This window comes from Bradyrhizobium lablabi (assembly GCF_018131005.1).
GTDB classification, from domain to species: Bacteria; Pseudomonadota; Alphaproteobacteria; order Rhizobiales; family Xanthobacteraceae; genus Bradyrhizobium; species Bradyrhizobium lablabi_D.
The window spans coordinates 122,627-141,683 of the sequence record NZ_JAFCJK010000013.1 but is presented as its reverse complement, the minus strand read 5'-3'; the positions used below and the strand labels follow the sequence as shown (position 1 = coordinate 141,683).

General features: G+C 63.1%; 20 protein-coding genes. 14 read left to right on the top strand and 6 right to left on the bottom strand.

Annotated features, from left to right (window positions below; all coding sequences use genetic code 11):
* Positions 1-53: 53 nt before the first annotated feature.
* The 6 genes from JQ553_RS30410 (at position 54) to mtnK (ending at position 5,088) form a co-directional block, all read left to right on the top strand.
* Positions 54-860, top strand: a complete 807-nt coding sequence (locus tag JQ553_RS30410) for a biotin--[acetyl-CoA-carboxylase] ligase (protein WP_212503749.1) — start codon at positions 54-56, stop codon at positions 858-860.
* Entirely contained in the window at positions 860-2,530 is a 1,671-nt protein-coding gene (locus JQ553_RS30405) for a ribonuclease J (protein ID WP_212503748.1), read from the top strand. Before JQ553_RS30410 ends, JQ553_RS30405 begins: the two co-directional genes overlap by 1 nt.
* A 56-nt stretch (positions 2,531-2,586) precedes the next feature.
* Positions 2,587-2,991: a methylmalonyl-CoA epimerase gene (gene mce, locus JQ553_RS30400; protein WP_212503747.1), complete on the top strand. Its 405-nt coding sequence runs from the start codon at positions 2,587-2,589 to the stop codon at positions 2,989-2,991.
* Positions 2,992-2,994: 3 nt separating this feature from the next.
* Positions 2,995-3,270 (top strand): DUF1467 family protein, encoded by a 276-nt coding sequence (locus JQ553_RS30395; protein ID WP_212503746.1) that lies wholly within the window; start codon positions 2,995-2,997, stop codon positions 3,268-3,270.
* A gap of 126 nt (positions 3,271-3,396) precedes the next feature.
* Positions 3,397-3,744, top strand: a complete 348-nt coding sequence (locus JQ553_RS30390; protein WP_212503745.1) for a hypothetical protein — start codon at positions 3,397-3,399, stop codon at positions 3,742-3,744.
* 42 nt (positions 3,745-3,786) lie between these two features.
* Positions 3,787-5,088: an S-methyl-5-thioribose kinase gene (mtnK, locus tag JQ553_RS30385; RefSeq protein WP_212503744.1), complete on the top strand. Its 1,302-nt coding sequence runs from the start codon at positions 3,787-3,789 to the stop codon at positions 5,086-5,088.
* On the opposite strand, the gene JQ553_RS30380 is transcribed toward mtnK, so the two are convergent.
* The 4 genes from JQ553_RS30380 to JQ553_RS30365 form a co-directional block, all read right to left on the bottom strand.
* Positions 5,089-6,117, bottom strand: a complete 1,029-nt coding sequence (locus JQ553_RS30380) for an ABC transporter permease (RefSeq protein WP_212503743.1) — start codon at positions 6,115-6,117, stop codon at positions 5,089-5,091.
* 12 nt (positions 6,118-6,129) lie between these two features.
* Positions 6,130-7,632, bottom strand: coding sequence for a sugar ABC transporter ATP-binding protein (locus JQ553_RS30375; protein WP_212503742.1), 1,503 nt, complete (start codon positions 7,630-7,632; stop codon positions 6,130-6,132).
* 10 nt (positions 7,633-7,642) lie between these two features.
* Positions 7,643-8,656, bottom strand: a complete 1,014-nt coding sequence (locus JQ553_RS30370; protein WP_409363100.1) for a sugar ABC transporter substrate-binding protein — start codon at positions 8,654-8,656, stop codon at positions 7,643-7,645.
* A 129-nt stretch (positions 8,657-8,785) separates the two neighbouring features.
* A complete protein-coding gene (locus JQ553_RS30365; RefSeq protein WP_212503740.1) occupies positions 8,786-9,193 on the bottom strand; it encodes a globin in 408 nt (135 codons plus the stop codon).
* A gap of 462 nt (positions 9,194-9,655) precedes the next feature.
* Here JQ553_RS30365 and JQ553_RS30360 point away from each other — a divergent pair, with 462 nt between their 5' ends.
* The 8 genes from JQ553_RS30360 (at position 9,656) to JQ553_RS30325 (ending at position 18,361) form a co-directional block, all read left to right on the top strand.
* A complete protein-coding gene (locus tag JQ553_RS30360) occupies positions 9,656-10,030 on the top strand; it encodes a DUF2946 family protein (protein WP_212503739.1) in 375 nt (124 codons plus the stop codon).
* A gap of 83 nt (positions 10,031-10,113) precedes the next feature.
* The gene (locus JQ553_RS30355) at positions 10,114-12,492 is read left to right on the top strand and encodes a TonB-dependent receptor (RefSeq protein WP_212503738.1); all 2,379 of its coding nucleotides are present in this window, start codon (positions 10,114-10,116) and stop codon (positions 12,490-12,492) included.
* Positions 12,493-12,503: 11 nt separating this feature from the next.
* Complete coding sequence (locus JQ553_RS30350) at positions 12,504-13,730, top strand: sialidase family protein (protein WP_212503737.1); 1,227 nt, start codon at positions 12,504-12,506, stop codon at positions 13,728-13,730.
* Positions 13,731-13,753: 23 nt separating this feature from the next.
* The gene (locus JQ553_RS30345; protein ID WP_409363102.1) at positions 13,754-14,224 is read left to right on the top strand and encodes a TlpA family protein disulfide reductase; all 471 of its coding nucleotides are present in this window, start codon (positions 13,754-13,756) and stop codon (positions 14,222-14,224) included.
* Positions 14,225-14,253: 29 nt separating this feature from the next.
* Positions 14,254-14,763: a copper chaperone PCu(A)C gene (locus tag JQ553_RS30340; RefSeq protein ID WP_212503735.1), complete on the top strand. Its 510-nt coding sequence runs from the start codon at positions 14,254-14,256 to the stop codon at positions 14,761-14,763.
* Between the two features lie 219 nt (positions 14,764-14,982).
* On the top strand, positions 14,983-16,302 hold the full coding sequence (gene proS, locus JQ553_RS30335) for a proline--tRNA ligase (RefSeq protein WP_212503734.1): 1,320 nt from the start codon (positions 14,983-14,985) through the stop codon (positions 16,300-16,302).
* Between the two features lie 72 nt (positions 16,303-16,374).
* A complete protein-coding gene (locus tag JQ553_RS30330) occupies positions 16,375-17,655 on the top strand; it encodes a lipoprotein-releasing ABC transporter permease subunit (protein ID WP_212503733.1) in 1,281 nt (426 codons plus the stop codon).
* Between the two features lie 7 nt (positions 17,656-17,662).
* Complete coding sequence (locus JQ553_RS30325; RefSeq protein WP_212503732.1) at positions 17,663-18,361, top strand: ABC transporter ATP-binding protein; 699 nt, start codon at positions 17,663-17,665, stop codon at positions 18,359-18,361.
* 3 nt (positions 18,362-18,364) lie between these two features.
* Here JQ553_RS30325 and JQ553_RS30320 read toward each other — a convergent pair whose 3' ends face one another.
* Both JQ553_RS30320 and JQ553_RS30315 read right to left on the bottom strand, forming a co-directional pair.
* A complete protein-coding gene (locus JQ553_RS30320) occupies positions 18,365-18,628 on the bottom strand; it encodes a DUF3551 domain-containing protein (RefSeq protein ID WP_212503731.1) in 264 nt (87 codons plus the stop codon).
* Between the two features lie 122 nt (positions 18,629-18,750).
* Positions 18,751-19,044, bottom strand: a complete 294-nt coding sequence (locus JQ553_RS30315) for a DUF3551 domain-containing protein (protein ID WP_249144696.1) — start codon at positions 19,042-19,044, stop codon at positions 18,751-18,753.
* Positions 19,045-19,057: the final 13 nt, after the last annotated feature.

The following is a 19,057-nucleotide window of genomic DNA, read 5'->3' as shown; positions in this document are numbered from 1 at the left end:
TCCCGGATGGTTGGGGGCCGGTTTTCGGAGATGATCATGCGCAAGACCTCAAAATGACGTTCGCGCTCGGGCCGCGAGCCGTGTCGGCGGGCTATCGGCTCGCCGTCTTCGACCGGATCGGCTCGACCAACGCGGAGGCGTTGCTGCGCGCCCGCGACGGCGAGCGCGGGCCGATGTGGTTTGTGACTCCAGAGCAGACGGCGGGGAGGGGCCGGCGCCAGCGGGCCTGGATCGCGCCGCGCGGCAATCTCGCCAGCAGTGTTCTCGAGGTGATGGGCGTCCAGCCCGCGGTCGCGGCAACGCTCGGCTTTGCCGCGGGGCTGTCGCTCGAGGCGGCGCTTCGCAAGGTGAGCATCGAGGCCGCGTTGCGTCTCGGCCCGGATAGCCCGCAATACGCCCTGAAATGGCCCAATGACGTGCTGGCAAACGGCAAGAAGCTGTCCGGCATCCTGCTGGAGGCTGAGGCGACCGGTGGCGACCTCGCTGTCGTGGTCGGGATCGGCACCAATGTGGTGGCGGCGCCCGAGGGCACGCAGACGCCGGCTGTGTCGCTCAATGCCCTCGGCGTCCAGATCGGCGCCGAGGAGCTGTTTGCCGAACTCTCGGAAGCCTGGGTAGAATTCCGGGGCATATGGGACAAGGGGCGGGGCTTTGCCGAGATCCGTCGGCTCTGGCTGGACCGCGCCGCGGGCCTCGGGGATAAGGTCGCGGTTCAAACTGGAGGCGAACCTCTGGAAGGCATCTTCGATACGATTGATGAGACCGGCTGTCTGATCGTCCGCACCGCTGACGGTAGGCGCCTGGCTGTCGCCGCCGGCGAGGTCTATTTTGGCACCGCCGCCTCGGTGGGGGCAACCTGATGGCGCGGCCGGACGAACTGACTTTTGCGCCGCTCGGCGGTGTCGGCGAGATCGGCATGAACCTGTCGATCTATGGTCTCGGCAACCGCCACCAGCGTGCCTGGCTTGCGGTCGATCTCGGCGTGTCCTTCGGCGACGAGGAGCATCTGCCGGGCATTGACCTGATGATGCCCGACATCCGCTTCCTGGAGAAGGAGCGCAACAACCTGATGGGCCTGGTGCTGACACACGCCCATGAGGACCACTTCGGCGCCATCATCGAACTCTGGCCGAAGCTGCAGTGCCCGATTTACGCAACCCAGTTCAGCGCGGCGCTGTTCGAGGCCAAATGTGCGGCCGAGCGCGACCCGCCGAGAATCCCCGTCACCGTGATCCCGTCCGGCGGGCGGGTCGACATCGGCCCGTTTAACGTCGAGTTCATCCCGGTGGCGCACTCGATACCGGAGTCCCATGCGCTGGCGATCAAGACCGAGGTCGGGACGGTGTTGCACACCGGAGACTGGAAGATCGATCCGACCCCGGTCATCGGCCCCCCGACCGACGAGCGGCGCCTGCGTGAACTTGGCGATGCCGGGGTGCTGGCGCTGGTCGGCGATTCCACCAATGCGGTGCGCGAGGGCCGATCGCCGTCGGAAGCCGAGGTCGCCAAGACCATCGCTGAGCTCGTGAAGGGCGCAAAGGGGCGGGTGGCGGTCACGACCTTCGCCTCGAACGTCGCGCGGATGAAGGCGGTTGCCGACGCAGCGAAGGCCGCCGATCGCGAGGTGGTCGTGGTCGGTCGCGCAATGGAGCGTGTGGTTCAGGTGGCGCGTGAATGCGGCTACCTCAACGGCGTGCAGAACTTCCGCGGCACTGACCTCTACGGCCATTTCCCGCCGGATAAGGTGTTGGCGCTGTGCACCGGCAGCCAGGGTGAGCCGCGGGCGGCGCTGGCGCGGATCGCCAACGACGACCATCCGCAGGTGACGCTGAACAAGGGCGACACCGTGATCTTCTCCTCGCGGACCATTCCCGGCAACGAGAAAGCGGTTGGCGCGATCATCAACGGGTTGGTTACGCAGGGCGTGGAGGTGATCACTGACCGCGACCACCTTGTGCATGTTTCCGGTCATCCGCGTCGCGACGAACTGCGCGACATCATCTCCTGGGTGCGGCCTCAGGTCTTGATACCCGTGCACGGCGAAGCATTGCACCTTGCCGAGCACGCCAAGCTGGCGCGCGCAGCTGGCGTCGCGAAGGTGTTGACGTGCCGCAATGGCGACCTGGTCAAGCTCGGCCCCGGCGAGCCCGGCATTATCGATGAGCTGCCCGCGGGCCGGCTGTACAAGGACGGAACTATCCTCGAGGACGCCAAGTCGCGCGCGGTGGTGGAGCGGCGGCGGATGGGCTTTGCCGGCTGCGCCTTCGTCGCCATCGCCATGACCGAGCAGGGCGAGCTCGCCGACGATCCCGAGGTTGATCTCGTCGGCGTGCCGGAGAAGAATACCGCGGGCGAAATGATCGATGAGATCGTGTTCGATGTGGTCGTATCGACGATTGAGGGCCTGCCGCGCGCGCGACGCCGCGATCCTGATGCGCTCGCGGAATCGGTGCGCCGCGCCGTGCGGGCGATGCTGAACGAGCAGTGGGGCAAAAAGCCGATCTGCCTCGTGCACGTCCTGACGGTCTGAGGCGTGTCCTGCAAGCCGCCTCGCGACGAGCGCGCACAACTACGAGGGAGAGAGACATGCTGGGCCGGCTCAATCACGTCGCGATCGCGGTCAAGGACGCCAAGAAGGCCGCAAAGATCTACGGTACCGCGTTCAATGCCGAGATTTCCGACGCCGTGCCGCTGCCCGAGCACGGCGTCGTCACCGTGTTCGTAACGCTGCCCAACACCAAGATCGAATTCATCGAACCGCTCGGCGAAGGCTCGCCGATCGCGAAATTCGTCGAGCGCAATGCCGACGGCGGCATCCACCATGTCTGCTACGACGTGCCTGACATCATCGCGGCGCGCGATCGGCTGGTCGCCGACGGCGCCCGGGTGCTCGGCGACGGCGAGCCCAAGATCGGCGCGCACGGCAAGCCGGTGTTGTTCTTCCATCCCAAGGATTTTTCCGGCGCGCTGGTCGAGATCGAGCAGGCCTAAGGCATGGCGTACCAGATCTCCACCGCGTTCGCGATCTACTTCGTGCTGTGGTGGCTCGTGCTGTTTCTGACGCTGCCGTTCGGCGTGCGCAGCCAGCACGAGGAAGGTGGCGGCGCGCCTGGCACCGACCCCGGTGCTCCAATCCTGGCTCGGATGGGCCATAAGCTTTTGTGGACCACGATCCTCTCGGCAGTGTTGTTTGCGATGGGAATGTGGGCCTACTACGCCGGCTATCTCAATATCGAGCGGCTGTCGAAGCTGATGGGGACGCCGTTCTAGAGCATGATCCGGCATGGTGGTAGCGGTTTTCCGAAAAAGATCATGCTCGAACAAAGAGATGAGACCATGATGCGATTCGACTAATAGCATCATGATCTGGGCCACCAATGGCCGTAGGGGAGATGAATGAAATTCCAGAGAATCGCGATCGTCGCTTTCGTGCTGCTTGTAGCCGGCATTGCCGCCTCGTTCTATTTCACCTGGAAGACGCTGACGCGGCTGCGAACCGTTCAGGCCTTCGTCGAAAGCTCCGTCTTCGCTGACGCGGTCGCGGCCTGCGAGGCCGCGCACAGCACGACCCCGTTCAAGTGGAACGGCGGCAAGCAGACTGCGGTGATCGGGCTCAACTCGGTCAAGCTCAACAAGGACACGATCGTCGCGAGCTACACGCTGGTCGCTGACAGCGTCTATTGCGATTATGATCCGATCAAGAGAAAGGCCGAGATCGGCTCGAGTTTCCTGGAACGGGAGTGAGGACGGACCTCGCCCCCGCGGCAATGGAGGAGTGCGGGCCCAATGACATCGCAGGAGCAAGATCCCTCCCAGCGCAAATATCGAATTCTGCGTGAGACCGATCTACGCGACTATCTCGCGGGACTGCCGCCAATTGTTGCGCAACTCGGTGGGTCGCCGACGGACTGGTCGATCAGCGAGGTCGGCGACGGCAATCTCAATCTCGTGTTCCTCGTGAAGGGCAGTCACGGTGGCATCGCTGTGAAGCAGGCGTTGCCCTATGTTCGTCTGGTCGGGGAAAGTTGGCCGCTGCCGCTGTCGCGGGCCCATTACGAGCATCTGGCTTTGGTGCACCAGGCACGTCTCGCACCGAAGCTGGTGCCTGCAGTGCTGCATCACGATGGTCCGCTGGCGTTGACTGCGATGGAACTGCTCGAGCCTCACATCATCATGCGCAAGGGGCTGATCGCGGGAACCCGTTATCCGCGTTTTGTCGATGACATCTCCACCTTTCTCGCACAGACGCTGTTCTTCTCGTCCGATCTCGCGCTGACGGCCGCGGAGAAGAAGCAGGGGCTCGCGGCGTTCGCCGGCAACCATGCGCTGTGCAAGATCACCGAGGACCTGATCTTCACCGATCCCTATCGCGTCGCCGAGCAGAACCGCTGGACCGTGCCTTACCTCGACGCCACGGCCGCCGCGTTCCGCGAGGACCTCGACCTGCACGTCGCGATCTCCAGGCTCAAGCTGAAATTCATGGCAAGCCCGGAGGCGTTGATCCATGGCGATCTGCACACCGGCTCGATCATGGTCACCGATCGCGAGAGCCGGGTGATCGATCCCGAATTCGCGTTCTATGGCCCGATGGGCTTCGATATCGGCGCCGTTATCGGCAATCTCATCATGGCCTATCTGGCCTCGACCGGACACGAGCGCTCGCCCGGCGAGCGTGCGTCGTTCGAAGCCTGGATGCTGGAAACGATCGAGGGCGTCTGGAGCGAGTTTTCGCGCAAGTTCCTCGCGCTATGGCGCAGCGAAGCCAAGGGCGATGGCTATCCGCAGTCGCTGTTCTCGGGCGAAGCCGGCGCGGCGCGGCTGGAAGCGGAGCGGCAGGCCTACATGGCGCGGCTTTTCCAGGACACCGTCGGATTCTCCGCGGCCAAGATCATCCGCCGCATCCTCGGTCTTGCGCACAATATCGATTTCGAGTGGATCGCCGACGAGAAGCGGCGGGCGATCAGCGAGGCGCGTAGCCTCAAACTCGCGCGCACGATGATGCTGGAGGCGCCCTCGTTCACGACGATCGGTGCCGTCACCAAGGCGGCGCGGGAGGTCCGCAACTGGCAGCCCGACTTTGCAGGATAATCAGTCGGTGGTCCGCTCTCGCAACCGCTGGGCATAGACGTTGATGATCAGCGCGGCGAGCAGGATCAGGCCGCGGATCAAGATCTTCAGGAAGCTGTCGATATTGACGTGGTCGAGGCCGTTGTTCAGCACGCCAAGCACGAACAGGCCGACGATGGTGTTGCCGATGCCGCCGCGGCCGCCGAACAGGCTGGTACCGCCGACGACGACGGCAGCAATGGAATCCAGGAGGTAGGTGTCGAACTCATTCTGCTGGGCGCTGCCGAAATGAGCCACGCCGAGCATGCCGCCGATGCCGGAGCACACCGCCGAGATCACCATGACGCTGCCGAGGATCAGCTTGACGTTGAGCCCGGAAAATTCCGCGGCCTCACGGTTTCCACCGACCATGTAGATGTAGCGGCCGAACCGCGTATAAGTCAGCACCAGGTGTCCACCGAGCAGCATCACGGCGGCCACGATGACGATCCAGGGGACGCCGCCGATCGCACCGGAGCCGAGCGTCGAGATCAGTGGCGGCACCTTGTAGGCGATCTGCCCGCGCACCAGCAGCGCCGAGATGCCGGCAGCGATCTGCATCATCGCGAGCGTCATGATGAAGGAGGGGATGCCGATCACGGTCAGCCCTAACGCATTGACGAGACCGAGCAGCGCACAAAGCGCCAGCGCGAGCAGGATCGCGGCCCAGCCGGGCATCGGGACGTTGGCGATATTCACGTAGGATTCCTGCAACGTGAAATAGGCCACCGCGATGCCGGTGACATTGGCGATCGAGGCGACCGAGAGGTCGATCTCGGCGCACAGGATCACGAAGGTGAGGCCAACGGCGATAATGCCGGTCACCGACACCTGGGTCAGGATGTTGCCGACGTTGTCGAGCGTCGCAAATGATGGGCTCGCGATGGCGAAGAAAGCGCTGAGAACGATCAGCGTCAGGAACGGCGCGATGTTGCGCATCTGCGAGCGCAGGAAGGCGCCGAACCCGCGCAGGCGGGGTGCCGGGGCGGTCGCGCTGTCACTGCTTGCCATCATGCACCTCCATCACGCCGCCTCCAGCAGGCGGTCCTTGCTCACCGCCTCGTTGGCGAATTCCCGCACCACCGCGCCGCGCTTCAGCACCAGGATCCTGTCAGCCAGCGACAGCACCGTCTCCGGTTCCGTCGACAGCACGATGATAGCCAGTCCTTTTGCGCGGAGATCGCGGACGATGTTGATCACGTCGTTCTTGGCGCCAACGTCCATGCCGCGCGTCGGTTCGCACAGCACCAGGAGGCGCGGCGGATAGGTCAGCCATTTGGCGAGCGCGACCTTCTGCTGATTGCCGCCGGAGAGCATGCCAAGGTCCAGGCCAACGACCGGCGGCCTGATCTGGAGCTGCTCGACTTGCCGCATGGCAATGGCGCGCTCGCGGGCGGGCTTAAGAAGCAGGGCGGAGATTCGCTCGAGCACGCTGATCGAGATGTTCTTGTAGACCGGCTCCTGGTGGAACAGCATGTCGCGCCGGCTCTCGGGCACCAGTGCGACGCCCGCACGCCGCGCGGCGGCGGTGCTTCGCAATTTTCTTGCCCGGCCGTCCACCACAATCGTCCCGCCATCCGGTCTCAGCTTGCCGAACAGGATTCTCGACAATTCCTGCTGCCCGCAGCCCATGAAACCATAGATGCCCAACACCTCGCCGGAGCGTGCCTCGAACGAGACGTCGCGCAGGCTCCGGCCGAGCGAGAGCTGATCGACCTTCAGGACGACCCTGCCGCCGTTCGACGGCGCGAGCTGGAGATCATCCGTATAGCTGTGCTCCAGCGCGTCGCCGCCGCGTCCAATCATGGCCTCGATCAGCGCGCCTTTGGTGGTTTCGGCCGCTGCTGTTTCGGCGACCTTCCGTCCGTTACGGAATACTGTGACGGTGTCGGAGACACGCAGGATGTCCTCGATGAAATGCGAGATGAAAACGATCCCGGTGCCCTCGTCGCGCAACCGGCGCAGCGTCGCAAACAGCCGCTCAACCTCGGGCGGGGAAAGCGCGGAGGTCGGCTCGTCCAGAATGACGATGCGGGCGCCGGAGAACAGCACGCGCGCGATCTCGATCAGTTGCTGCAGCCCGATCGGCAGGTCGCCGAGCCTGCTCATCGGGTCGACGTCGATGCCGAAACGGCCAAGCTGCTCGCCGGCGTCGCGCGCCATCCGCCGCCATTGCACGAGGCCGAGGCGGTTGGTCGGCTGGTTACCGAGGAAGACATTCTCAGCCACCGTGAGGTCGGGCGCGACGCTCAGTTCCTGATGAACCATGGCGATGCCGGCCGCGTGGGCGTCGCGGGTCGAGCGGAAGCGCGTCTCCTTGCCATCCAGCATGAAGCGGCCGGAGAATTCCGGATGCACGCCGGCGATGATCTTCATCAGCGTGCTTTTTCCCGCGCCGTTCTCGCCGACGAGACCGTGGATCTCGCCGGCATAGAGCGCGAAGTCGACCCCACGAAGGGCTTCGACACCGCCGAAGGCCTTCGTGATCTGGTTCAACTCGAGGATCGGGGAGCGTCCCTGCGACATTGGTGGGCGCTCAGATCAGGAAATGATCCTCCATCCACTGCATGCCGGCGGCGTTGGCCTTGGTCACGACGGGGCCGTCGGTCACCACGCTCTTCGGAATGCCCTGGCCGCTCTTCTCGCCGCCGACCACGGCCGCGACGCCGGCCACGATGGCGCCGCCATGGATGCGGCAGGATGGGTTGCGGACGGTCGCAAACATGCGGCCTTCGCTCACCGCCTGGATCGCCGGCGGCATCGCGTCGACGCCACCGATCAGGATGTTGGTGCGGTTGCGCGCTTTCATGATGTTGTAGGCGGCGAGCGCCATGTCGTCATTGTGGAAGAAGGCGGCGTCGATCTGCGGGTATTTGGTCAGATAGGTTTCCCAGAGGCGCGCGGTCTTCGAGACATCCCAATCGGCGGGTTGGGTGTCAAGCACCTCGATATTCGGAAACTGCTTCACCACCGTGTTGAAGCCCTTGGCGCGGCCCTGCGCGCCGGTGTGGCCGAGCGCGCCCTGGGTCATGATGATCTTGCCCTTGCCGCCCATCGCGTTGCAGAGGGCCTGTGTCACCGAGGCGCCCATGAATTCGTTGTCGGGAGCGAGGAAGGAGTGCACGTTGATCTGGTCGAGCGGCGCGATCAGCGTGTCCATGTCTATGACCGGCGTACCGGCGTCGATCATCTTCTGCACCGGCTGGGTCAGCGTGCCGATCCCGAACGCCTGGATCGCGACGAAATCCCATTTCTGCGACGCCATGTTGTCGATCGCGGCACGCTGCTTGACGGCGTCGAGCTGACCGTCGAACCAGGTGACGTCGACGTTGAAGAGCTTGCCCCAGAACTCCGCCGCCTGCTTGCCCTGCGCGCACCACGTCGCCTGCAGTCCGGCGTTGGAGAATGCGGCCTTGAGCGGCTTCTCGGAGCGGCCCATCTCCGCGGCGAGGGCGGGGTTCACGCCCATTCCGCCGAACAGCGCCGCCGCCGCTCCGCCGGCCGCAGCCATTTGCAACAGGTCACGTCTTGTCTTCGGCGATTCGTCCATCCCTGGCATCGTTGCTTGCTCCCTCGTTCGTTTTTCTGGCCGTCGGCGTCAGTTGCACGCGCCACGGACAAAGGGAGTGTGTCACAATCGGAACCGGCGCGCTACGGCTTCACGGTCTCTGCGACACGACTACGTCGCGTGCTGCAACACGATGGCTTCGATATCGCGCAACAGCTTGTGCCACGCAGCATCGATCTCCGGGGACCACGCGTCGTCCAGCAACTCGCACAAGGTGTCCTTGATCACGCCGAAGAAGGCGATGAACAGATCGCGCGGCGTTCCGTACGCGTCGTGCGACGACACCTCGCATTCGATCAGGCGGAAATGTCCGTTGCGTTCACCGGCGAAATCAAGAATTGCCTCGATCGTCAGCGACAGCATCGAACCCTGCACAGGCGCACTGCCTTCGGTACGAAACATCGCCTGCGCCTCCGGGTGTTCGCGAAACAGGCGTCGATAGACGCGCACCGTTAGGTCGTCGCAGCGTTCTGCGGCGAGTTCGAAGCTGTGCGCGATAGCATTCGATGATGATGTCATTGTTGATCGCGATCAGCACACAAAAAAAGAGCAGGGCGTCTAGCCCTGCTCCAAAAATTGTGTCGACCCTGATTTACCCCAAAAATTCGATTTGGTGTTGATTGATGGGGTGACGCTGCTTGTGCGCGTCGGGCTCCTCCCGAGACTTGGACCACCAGACTGAAGCCTTGCGGCTGGCCTGAGCCCGAATTCGTAGACCATCTTTTTCGCCTTGTCATCATTTTCAGCAACGATTGTTCAAATAACGAGCAATTTGCGAAATGATTAGGATATTGCGACTGGCGGTTGCAGATCGGTCTTGAAATCCCGCTATGGGTAAGGGGATACGGCGCTTTCTTTTGCGTCGGGCAGCGTCACACCTGTGCCCGCCAGCTATTCCCATCGGGCGGAAAAAGATAGGCGGGAGTCCAATCTCGACTTCCGGCCTCCATGGTGGTTAGTTCCCCCTTGGATGGATCTGCGATGCGCCGGCGGCTGAAGAAGTTTCTGCCCGTATTCCTGGTTGCCCTGTTGGTGCAGATTTTTGCACCGATCGGTGCATGCTGGGCGGCGAGCCTTGCCGCGTCGGACCCGCTTGCGGCCGCCACCATCTGCCATGGGAGCGGAACGGCTGGAGCCGGGCAGGATGACCAGTCCGGCCACCGCGCCCATGACGGCTGCTGCTCCGCATGCAGCGTGCTGCAGACCGGCGTGCCGGTCGACAGCCCGCAAACATCAACGTCGAGCGCGGTCGATCGCTCGACGAGCCCTGTCGTTTGGCACAATTTTGCGCCGGATCTCGACCGCTCCCACGCCTGCTCACATGCCCGGGCGCGCGCGCCACCGTTCATCTCCTGACGCCATTGCCGCGACCGGCGCGTAAGGCGCCGGTGAATGCCATTGAGCAGACCGGCCGAACGGCCGGTGTCGGGAACATCTCGATGTTTCGCCATCACCCGCTTGGAGCTGTCAGCGTGCTCATGTTGGGCGCAGCGCTGTCAGCGATTCCATCCGGGACTAGTGCCCAATCCCCGAGCACTGCGCTGCCGCCTGTGACCGTCGATGCGCCACAGGCCGTCCGGGCTAAACCGGTCGGGCCAAAGCCGAGGGCTCGCGCGGTCACCGCCCGCCGGCCGCCGAAACCGGCTGCGCCGGCAGCCCCAACTGCCGTCGCGTCGCAGGGTGAAACGCCGGCGGCAGCGCGCAGCGGCCTCGACCGGGCACCGGACGGTCAAACGACAACGACCATCGATCGAAGTCAGTATGAAGACAGGCCCGCGTTTTCGGTCGCCGACGTGCTGCGCGACAGTCCCGGGATATCCATCAAGCAGGGTAACGGGCCCCGCGATTTCGGGATTTCGATTCGGGGATCGAATGCGCGGAACGGCTTCGGCATCCGTAATATGGTGATCTTCGATGACGGCTTCCCGGTCACCCAGCCTGATGGCCTGTCGCGCAGTGACCTGATCGACCCGCATGCTTACGGCGCCATCGATGTGATCCGAGGGCCCTCGTCGGCACTGTACGGCAATTACGCAACCGGCGGCGCGCTCAATTTTCGGATGAGGCCCGGTGGAACCATCAACGGCGCCGAATACGGCACCGAGGGCGGAAGCTTCGGCTATCTCAACAACTACCTGACTGCCGGGCAGAAGGTCGGCAATTTCGAGGCTTCGCTGTTCGCAAGCGATGTACGCGGCGATGGCTACATCCAGAACAGCTGGTTCAATACCCAGACGGTGAACTTCCTCGCCACCTTACGGGCAACGCCGGACGACCGCTTCACGGTCAAGCTGATCAACAACGATCTGTCTACGCGCCTGCCGGTCAGGCTGTCGCTCAATCAGTTCAACCAGAACCCATTCCAGTCCGGCTGCGATGTGCCGGCTACGCTCGGCTGCGGAACGCAGTCGCTGTTCATTAATGGATTCAACGGCGCGAGGACATCGCAAACAGCGATCGTCGCGGGCTTCGGGCGCAACGACCGCCGGACCATCGTTGGCGGCCGCTGGGAGCACGATTTCGACAACACGACCACCTGGCGCAATCAGTTCGTCTTCGACGACCGCAACATCAACCAGCCCACGGGTGCGACCAGCGCGATCGGCGATTTCCCGTCGTACAACTTCATGAGCGACGTGACAAAGCGCGGCGAGCTGCTCGGGATGGATTCCACGACCTTCTTCGGAGGCTGGTACAACACGCTCACGACGACCAGCGATACGGTCAACGTGAAGCCGGGAGGCAACGCTACGCTCGGCCTGCTGCAGAGTAGACAGTTCCAGTCGACGACCAACTACGGCGTCCGCGCGCGGGAGGAATTGAAGCTCATTCCGTCGCTGACTGCCGTTGCGGGCATCGGTTGGGAAACGACCACCTTGAACGGCGTCAATACTGCCATTGGGTATCCGGTCGTGAACAATCCGTCAGTCGTCGTCCCGACCGTCACTGCAGCCGCGCCGCAGTTCATCAACACCGCGCCGGAATTTGCCCTGGTCTATAAGCCCGATAATGAGTGGCAGTGGCACGCGCGCGTGGCGACTGGCTACGGCACTCCGCAGGTCAGCAATCTCTTCGTCCTTCCCAGCGGCCTTCCGGGCAACAACACCGCGCTCAAGACGCAGACCAATCTGGGCTATGATCTCGGTGCCGACTGGACTCCGAACAAGGCCGTGAAGCTGAGCGCGACGGCGTTCTATGAGTTCTTCAACAACGAATTGGTCACGCAGGCGACGCCCATCAACGGCGTCACTTACACCTTCAACGCGCCGCGTTCGGAACACCGCGGCTTCGAACTTGCCGCCCTTTGGCAATTCTATGAGGGGTGGCAGTTCACGGCAGCCTACACCTATCTCGATGAGGTCTATACCGATTACATCGAAAGCATCAGCGGATTCACTTTCAACCGGGCCGGCAACAAGATTCCCGGCATATCGCCGAATGAGCTGACGGCGCGGTTGGGTTATGACCAGCTTCACGGTCCACTGACCGGCCTTGGCGGTTTTGTCGAGCTGGTGTGGAAGGACTCCTTCTACATGGACAACGCCAACTTCCTGAAGGCGCCCGGCTATGAGATCGTCAACCTCAATCTCCACTACAAGACCGACCTGGTGTCGGATTATTTCCGGCAGCTCACGATGTTCTTTGAGGTGCGCAATGTCTTCGACAAGACCTATGTGGCGTCCGCGAACAATATCGCGGACAGCGTCACCGCCGCTGGCGTTCAAAATCCCGCGAGCGTACTGGCGAACAGCACGGGCTCGATCTATGCCGGGTCGCCGCGCGCCTTTGTCGCCGGCATGAAGCTCGCCTTCAAATGAGGAGCGCATCGATGACATTCGCCAGACTTGCGCTTCGGACGGCTTTGACCGCAACCGTACTTGCCGCCTTGCCGGGCCTTGCCGCCGCGCAGATGAGCCATCAGCACACGTCCGAAGCCGCCTGCGAAGAAGCGCTCCTGCGCTGCGCGACGAAAGTGACCCCCGCCTTCGGTCCGGACGGAACGTTGTGGCTCGCCTGGATGGCGGGGGGCCGGATATCAGTCGCGAGCTCAAAGGACCAGGGAAAAAGCTTTTCCACGTCGGTTCAAGTCACCGAGCCGCAGCTCGATCTCGATTGGGGGCCGGATGCGCGGCCGAAGATCGCGGTTGACGCGAGAGGCGGGATCGCACTGGCGTTTTCGATCTTCAGGGACAAGGCGTTCAACGGCCAGGTGCTGATCACGCGCTCGACCGACGGTGGGCGGAGCTTCGCTCCGCCGAAGCCAATCACCGCGAACAATGCAAGCCAGCGGTTCGAGGCAATCGGTTTCGATCCCGCCGGCACCGTGTTCGCGGCCTGGCTCGACAAGCGCAACCGCGCGCCAGCGCAGCAGAACGGCCAGACGTACGACGGTGCCGCCCTGTTCTTTGCGACGTCAAGAGATGGCGGCGAGACCTATTCCGACGCACGGATCGTGGCCGACAATACCTGCGAATGCTGCCGTCTCGGGCTGGCCTTCGACGGCAACGGTCACCCGGTGGTCGCATTCAGGAACATCTTCGAAGGCGGCGTGCGCGATCATGCGATCGTCACTTTCGCCGACCTCGGTTCGCCCGGCGAGGTGCATCGCGTCAGCCGCGATGATTGGCAGATCGCAGCCTGCCCGCATCATGGTCCAAGCCTGACGATTTCGCCCGAAGGGACCTATCATGTGACGTGGTACACCAACGGCAAGGCGCGCAAGGGGCTCTTCTACGCCCAGTCGCGCGACGGCGGCAAAACATTCACCGATCCGCTCCCGGTCGGACAGGTGAACCGGGGCCCCTCGCGGCCTCAGATCATCGCCGGGCCCGACGGACTTGCGATGGTCTGGAAGGAATTCGACGGGACGAAGACGTCGGTCAACCTGATGACATCACATGACGACGGCGCGACCTGGTCGAAGCCGCGGGCGATCGCCGATACCAACGATGCCTCCGACCATCCGCTGCTCGTCTCGGACGGACGGCAAACCTACCTATCCTGGATGACGAAGGCCGACGGCTACCATTTTCAAGCGATCGAGGCCGAACCATGAAACGTTACCTGCTCGCCGCGCTCATGCTCCTGACGTCACTGCCATCCGGGCTGGCTTCTGAGGAGGGCGCGCTGAGACCGTTCGAACGCGGCAGCTGGCAGCAGGTGTTGCGCTCGCATGCGGGCCATCCCACCCTGGTGCATTTCTGGGGCGTGACCTGCGGTCCGTGCAAGATCGAGCTGCCGCAACTCGGCCAGTTCATGAAGGATCATCCGGGGATTGATATGGTCACGATCAGCGCCGACCTGGTTCCGAACTTGCCCGCGGCGACGCGGTCGATGTTGGATCGCGCCGGGCTCGCATCGGCCGAGAACTGGTTTTTCAGCGACGGCTTTGCCGACCGGCTGAGATTTGAGATTGACCCTGCCTGGCAAGGCGATATCCCGCGCACCATGCTGATCGCCCGCGACGGAACGGTGACGACGATCGAGGGATCGGCCGAGATCGCCGATTTGCAGAAATGGTCCGACGCGCAGGTCGCGGCGACCCGATAACGAGCCACTCGTATACGGAGCATGACGACATGACACGCTTTTCCCGCATCTTTGCTCTCGCCGGGTTCGCCGCAACTCTCGCCTTCACCTCCGCGCGTGCCGAGGAGATCAAAGCCGGTGATCTGGTGATCACGCAGGCCTGGAGCCGCGCTACACCGAATGGTGCGAAGATCGCCGGCGGCTATCTCACGATCGAGAACAAGGGCGCGGTGCCCGACCGGCTCGTCGGCGGCAGCGGCGAGATCGCGGGCAGGGTCGAGATCCACGAAATGGCGATGAACGACGGCGTGATGAAGATGCGCCCATTGGACAAGGGCCTGGCCATCGAGCCCGGCAAGACAGTGAAACTCGCCCCCGGCGGCTATCACCTGATGATGTTCGACCTGAAAGGGCAGCTCAAGCAGGGCGAGAAGGTGCCTGTGACGCTCGAATTCGAGAAGGCCGGCAAGGTCACGGTCTCGCTCGACGTGCAAGGCGTGGGCGCCCAGGGCCCAGGCGCCGGCGCTCGCTCGGGCCACATGGACATGAAGAAGATGTAAGGCCTAACCCTGAGAATACGGCAGCGGACCACGTCGCGCCGGGAGACAGCTCCGAGGCCGGCCAGGGAGCTGCCTGTACCGGGCCGCCCGCAATGGGCTCAGATAGCCGAAAATCGCCTGATTTCGCGGGTTTTTCGCCTCAGGCGGCCTTGTGTTTTCGCATGTGATCCGGTTTCACTGCAGTTCTTCCCACGCTCCCCTGATTCCTCGAGTAACACCATGCGATTGTCGCGGTTTTTCCTGCCCATCCTGAAAGAGAACCCGAAAGAGGCGGAGATTGTCTCGCATAGGTTGATGCTGCGCGCAGGCATGATCCGGCAGGAGGCGGCCGGCATCTATGCCTGGCTGCCGCTCGGATTCCGGGTCTTGAAGAAGATCGAGCAGATCGTGCGCGAGGAGCAGGACCGCGCCGGCGCACTGGAACTGCTGATGCCGACGCTGCAGCTCGCCGATCTCTGGCGCGAAAGTGGCCGCTATGACGCCTATGGCCCCGAGATGCTGCGCATAACCGATCGCCACAAGCGCGAGCTTCTGTACGGGCCGACCAATGAGGAGATGATCACTGAGATCTTCCGCTCATACATCAAGTCCTACAAGAACCTGCCGCTCAACCTCTACCACATCCAGTGGAAGTTCCGCGATGAGCAGCGCCCGCGTTTCGGCGTGATGCGCGGCCGCGAATTCCTGATGAAGGACGCGTATTCGTTCGACCTCGACGAGGCCGGCGCACGACGCGCCTACAACAAGATGTTCGTCGCCTACCTGCGCACGTTCGCGCGGATGGGCCTGAACGCGATCCCAATGCGTGCGGAGACCGGCCCGATCGGCGGCGATCTCAGCCACGAATTCATTGTACTTGCGGAGACTGGCGAATCCGGCGTCTACATCAATCGCGATGTGTTGGAACTGCCCGTACCGGCGGAGGACGTCGACTATGACGGCGATCTGACGCCGATCATCAAGCAATGGACATCGGTTTATGCCGCGACCGAGGACGTCCACGATGCCGCGCGCTTCGACAGCGAAGTGCCTGCGGACAAACGGGTGCACACCCGCGGCATCGAGGTCGGCCAGATCTTTTATTTCGGCACCAAATATTCCGACAGCATGAAGGCGCTGGTTGCGGGCCCCGACGGCGTCGAGGTGCCGATCCATGGCGGCTCTTACGGTGTCGGCGTGTCGCGTCTGGTGGGTGCCATCATCGAGGCCTGTCACGACGATGCCGGCATCAAATGGCCCGAGGCGGTCGCGCCATTCCGCGCAGCAATCCTCAACCTCAAGCAGGGCGATACCGCGGTCGATGGTGCCTGCGAGCAACTCTATCGCGAACTCTTAGCAAAGGGCGTCGACGTGCTCTATGACGACACCGATCAACGCGCTGGCGCGAAGTTCGCCGCGGCCGACCTGATTGGCATTCCCTGGCAGATTCTCGTTGGACCCAAGGGGCTCGCGGAAGGCAACGTCGAGGTGAAACGTCGTAGCGACGGCTCTCGCGAGAATATGAGTCCGGCCGACGTGGTTACGAAACTCGCGGGTTAAAGTTGATTCACCACGCGCTCGCGCGCCGGGTAATCCGGCCACATTTGGCCCGAATCATGGGATTATCGACAGATGGATGAGACCATGAAAGAGCCAGTCCGTACCCCGCCTTTTGCGCCATTCGAATGGCTGCTGTCCGGACGCTACTTGCGCGCGCGACGCAAGGAAGGGTTCATTTCAGTCATCGCTGGCTTTTCGTTCCTGGGCATCATGCTTGGCGTTGCCACGCTGATCGTGGTGATGGCCGTGATGAACGGCTTTCGCAAGGAACTCCTGGACAAGATCCTGGGTCTCAACGGACACCTGTTGGTGCAGCCCCTGGAATCGCCGCTGACCGACTGGAAGGACGTCGCCGACCGGATTAGCCAAGTGCAGGGCATTCGGCTGGCCGCGCCCGTCGTGGACGGACAGGGGCTCGGCTCGTCGCCGTTCAACGCGGCGGGCGTGTTCATTCGTGGCATCCGCGCCGACGATCTCAACAATCTCACCTCGATCGCCAAGAACATCAAGCAGGGCTCGCTCGAGGGGTTCGATGAGGGGCAGGGCGTTGCGATCGGCCGCAGGCTCGCCGACCAGCTCTCGCTGCATGCTGGCGACAGCATCACGCTGGTCGCCCCCAAGGGCGCCGTGACGCCGATGGGCACCACGCCGCGCATCAAGCCCTACAAGATCGCCGCGGTGTTTGAAATCGGCATGTCCGAATATGATTCGACCTTTGTGTTCATGCCTCTCGCCGAGGCGCAGGCCTATTTCAACCGCAACAACGACGTCTCCTCGATCGAGGTGTTCACCACCAACCCCGACAGGATCACCGCATTTGCCAAGGCCGTGACCGAGGCTGCGGGGCGACCGGTGTTCCTGGTCGACTGGCGGCAGCGCAACTCGACCTTCTTCAACGCGCTGCAGGTCGAACGCAATGTGATGTTCCTGATCCTGACCATGATCGTGCTGGTCGCGGCTCTCAATATCGTCTCCGGACTGATCATGCTGGTGAAGGACAAGGGGCAGGACATCGCGATCCTGCGCACCATGGGGGCCTCGCAGGGCTCGATCATGCGCATCTTCCTGATCACCGGCGCCTCAATCGGCGTGGTCGGCACGCTGACCGGTTTCTTCGTCGGCATGCTGATCTGCCTGAACATCGAATCGATACGACAATTCCTGTCCTGGCTCACCAACACGGAATTGTTTTCGCCCGAGCTTTACTTTCTCTCGAAGCTGCCTGCGGAGGTCGATTTCGGCGAGACGCTTGCGGTGGTCATCATGGCGTTGACGCTGTCCTTCCTGGCGACGCTCTACCCATCGTGGCGCGCCGCGCGCCTCGATCCGGTCGACGCGCTCCGATACGAGTGAGGCGCACATGGCGCAGGGGGCGGACGATGTGCCGGTTATCTATCTCCACGAGATCAAGCGGGAGTACAGGCAGGGCGAAGCGACGCTGACGATCCTCAACGGCGCCAAGCTAGCGCTGTGGCCTGGGCAGTCGGTGGCGCTGGTGGCGCCGTCGGGCTCGGGCAAGTCGACGCTCTTGCACATTGCGGGCTTGCTGGAAAGTCCCGACGAGGGCGAGGTCTATGTCGCGGGCACGCCGACCTCACAACTGTCCGACATCGACCGGACGCATATCCGCCGCACCGACATTGGGTTCGTTTATCAGTCGCACCGGCTGCTGCCGGAATTCTCCGCTCTCGAGAACGTCATGTTGCCGCAGATGATTCGAGGTCTCAAGCGCTCCGAAACGATAAAGCGCGCGACCGAGATCCTGGCCTATCTCGGGCTCGGCGACCGCATCACCCATCGACCGGCGGAACTGTCCGGCGGCGAGCAGCAGCGCGTGGCAATCGCGCGCGCGGTCGCCAATGCGCCACGGGCGCTGCTTGCGGACGAGCCGACCGGCAACCTCGATCCGGGCACTGCCGACCACGTCTTCAATGCGCTGATGCAACTCGTGAAGGCGACGCGGGTCGCGATGCTGATCGCAACCCACAACATGGATCTGGCGGCGCGGATGGACCGCCGGGTCTCGCTTGCGAATGGACAGGTCGTCGAACTGGATTAGCTCTCAATACGCTTGACCACGTCGCGCGGAGCGCGGCTGAGGCTCGGCATAGGCATTGGCGCGATACGGATTGATCACGCACATTGCTCCCCGGCCGGCGGCGGAAAACTGGCATTGTGCGAGCGATGCGTAGCTGCAGTCATAATCCTCGCCGCCCCATCGAAAGATATGCATGCATACGGGATGGTTCGGGTCGAACGTTTGTGCATGTGCCAGCTGAACCGCATCGGCACCCAGAGCAAGTGCGGCCAGAAGCACGATGCGCATCAAAGGAATCTCCCGTCGAAGAGACCGGTCGCGTGTCGTCACGGCCAATCTAACGGCGAAGCGGCCGCATCCACGCCGGTGTGCGTCAACCCTTGCTCCCCGGCCGTGGTTCCGCGTCGGCCTCAGTGGATGAACAGCTCGAAGAAATTGCCCTCGCGGCGCGCGCGCGGAGGAACGTTGAGATAGGAGCGCCGATCATTGTCACCGGCATAAAAGGGATTCTGGAGACAGTACAGGCGGCGTCCCGAGGCGGTGGCCTGGCACTGCTCATAGGTCTCGAAATAGCAGGCGCTGAACCCGGGATATTCATCACCCTGGATGCAGAAGGGATATCTTACGCCGATAGCCTGCGCGGGAACTGCAGTGAGCGCTGCAAACGCGCTCACCCACGCTGCAGCGAGAACAAATTTGCGCATAAGCGGTCCTTCA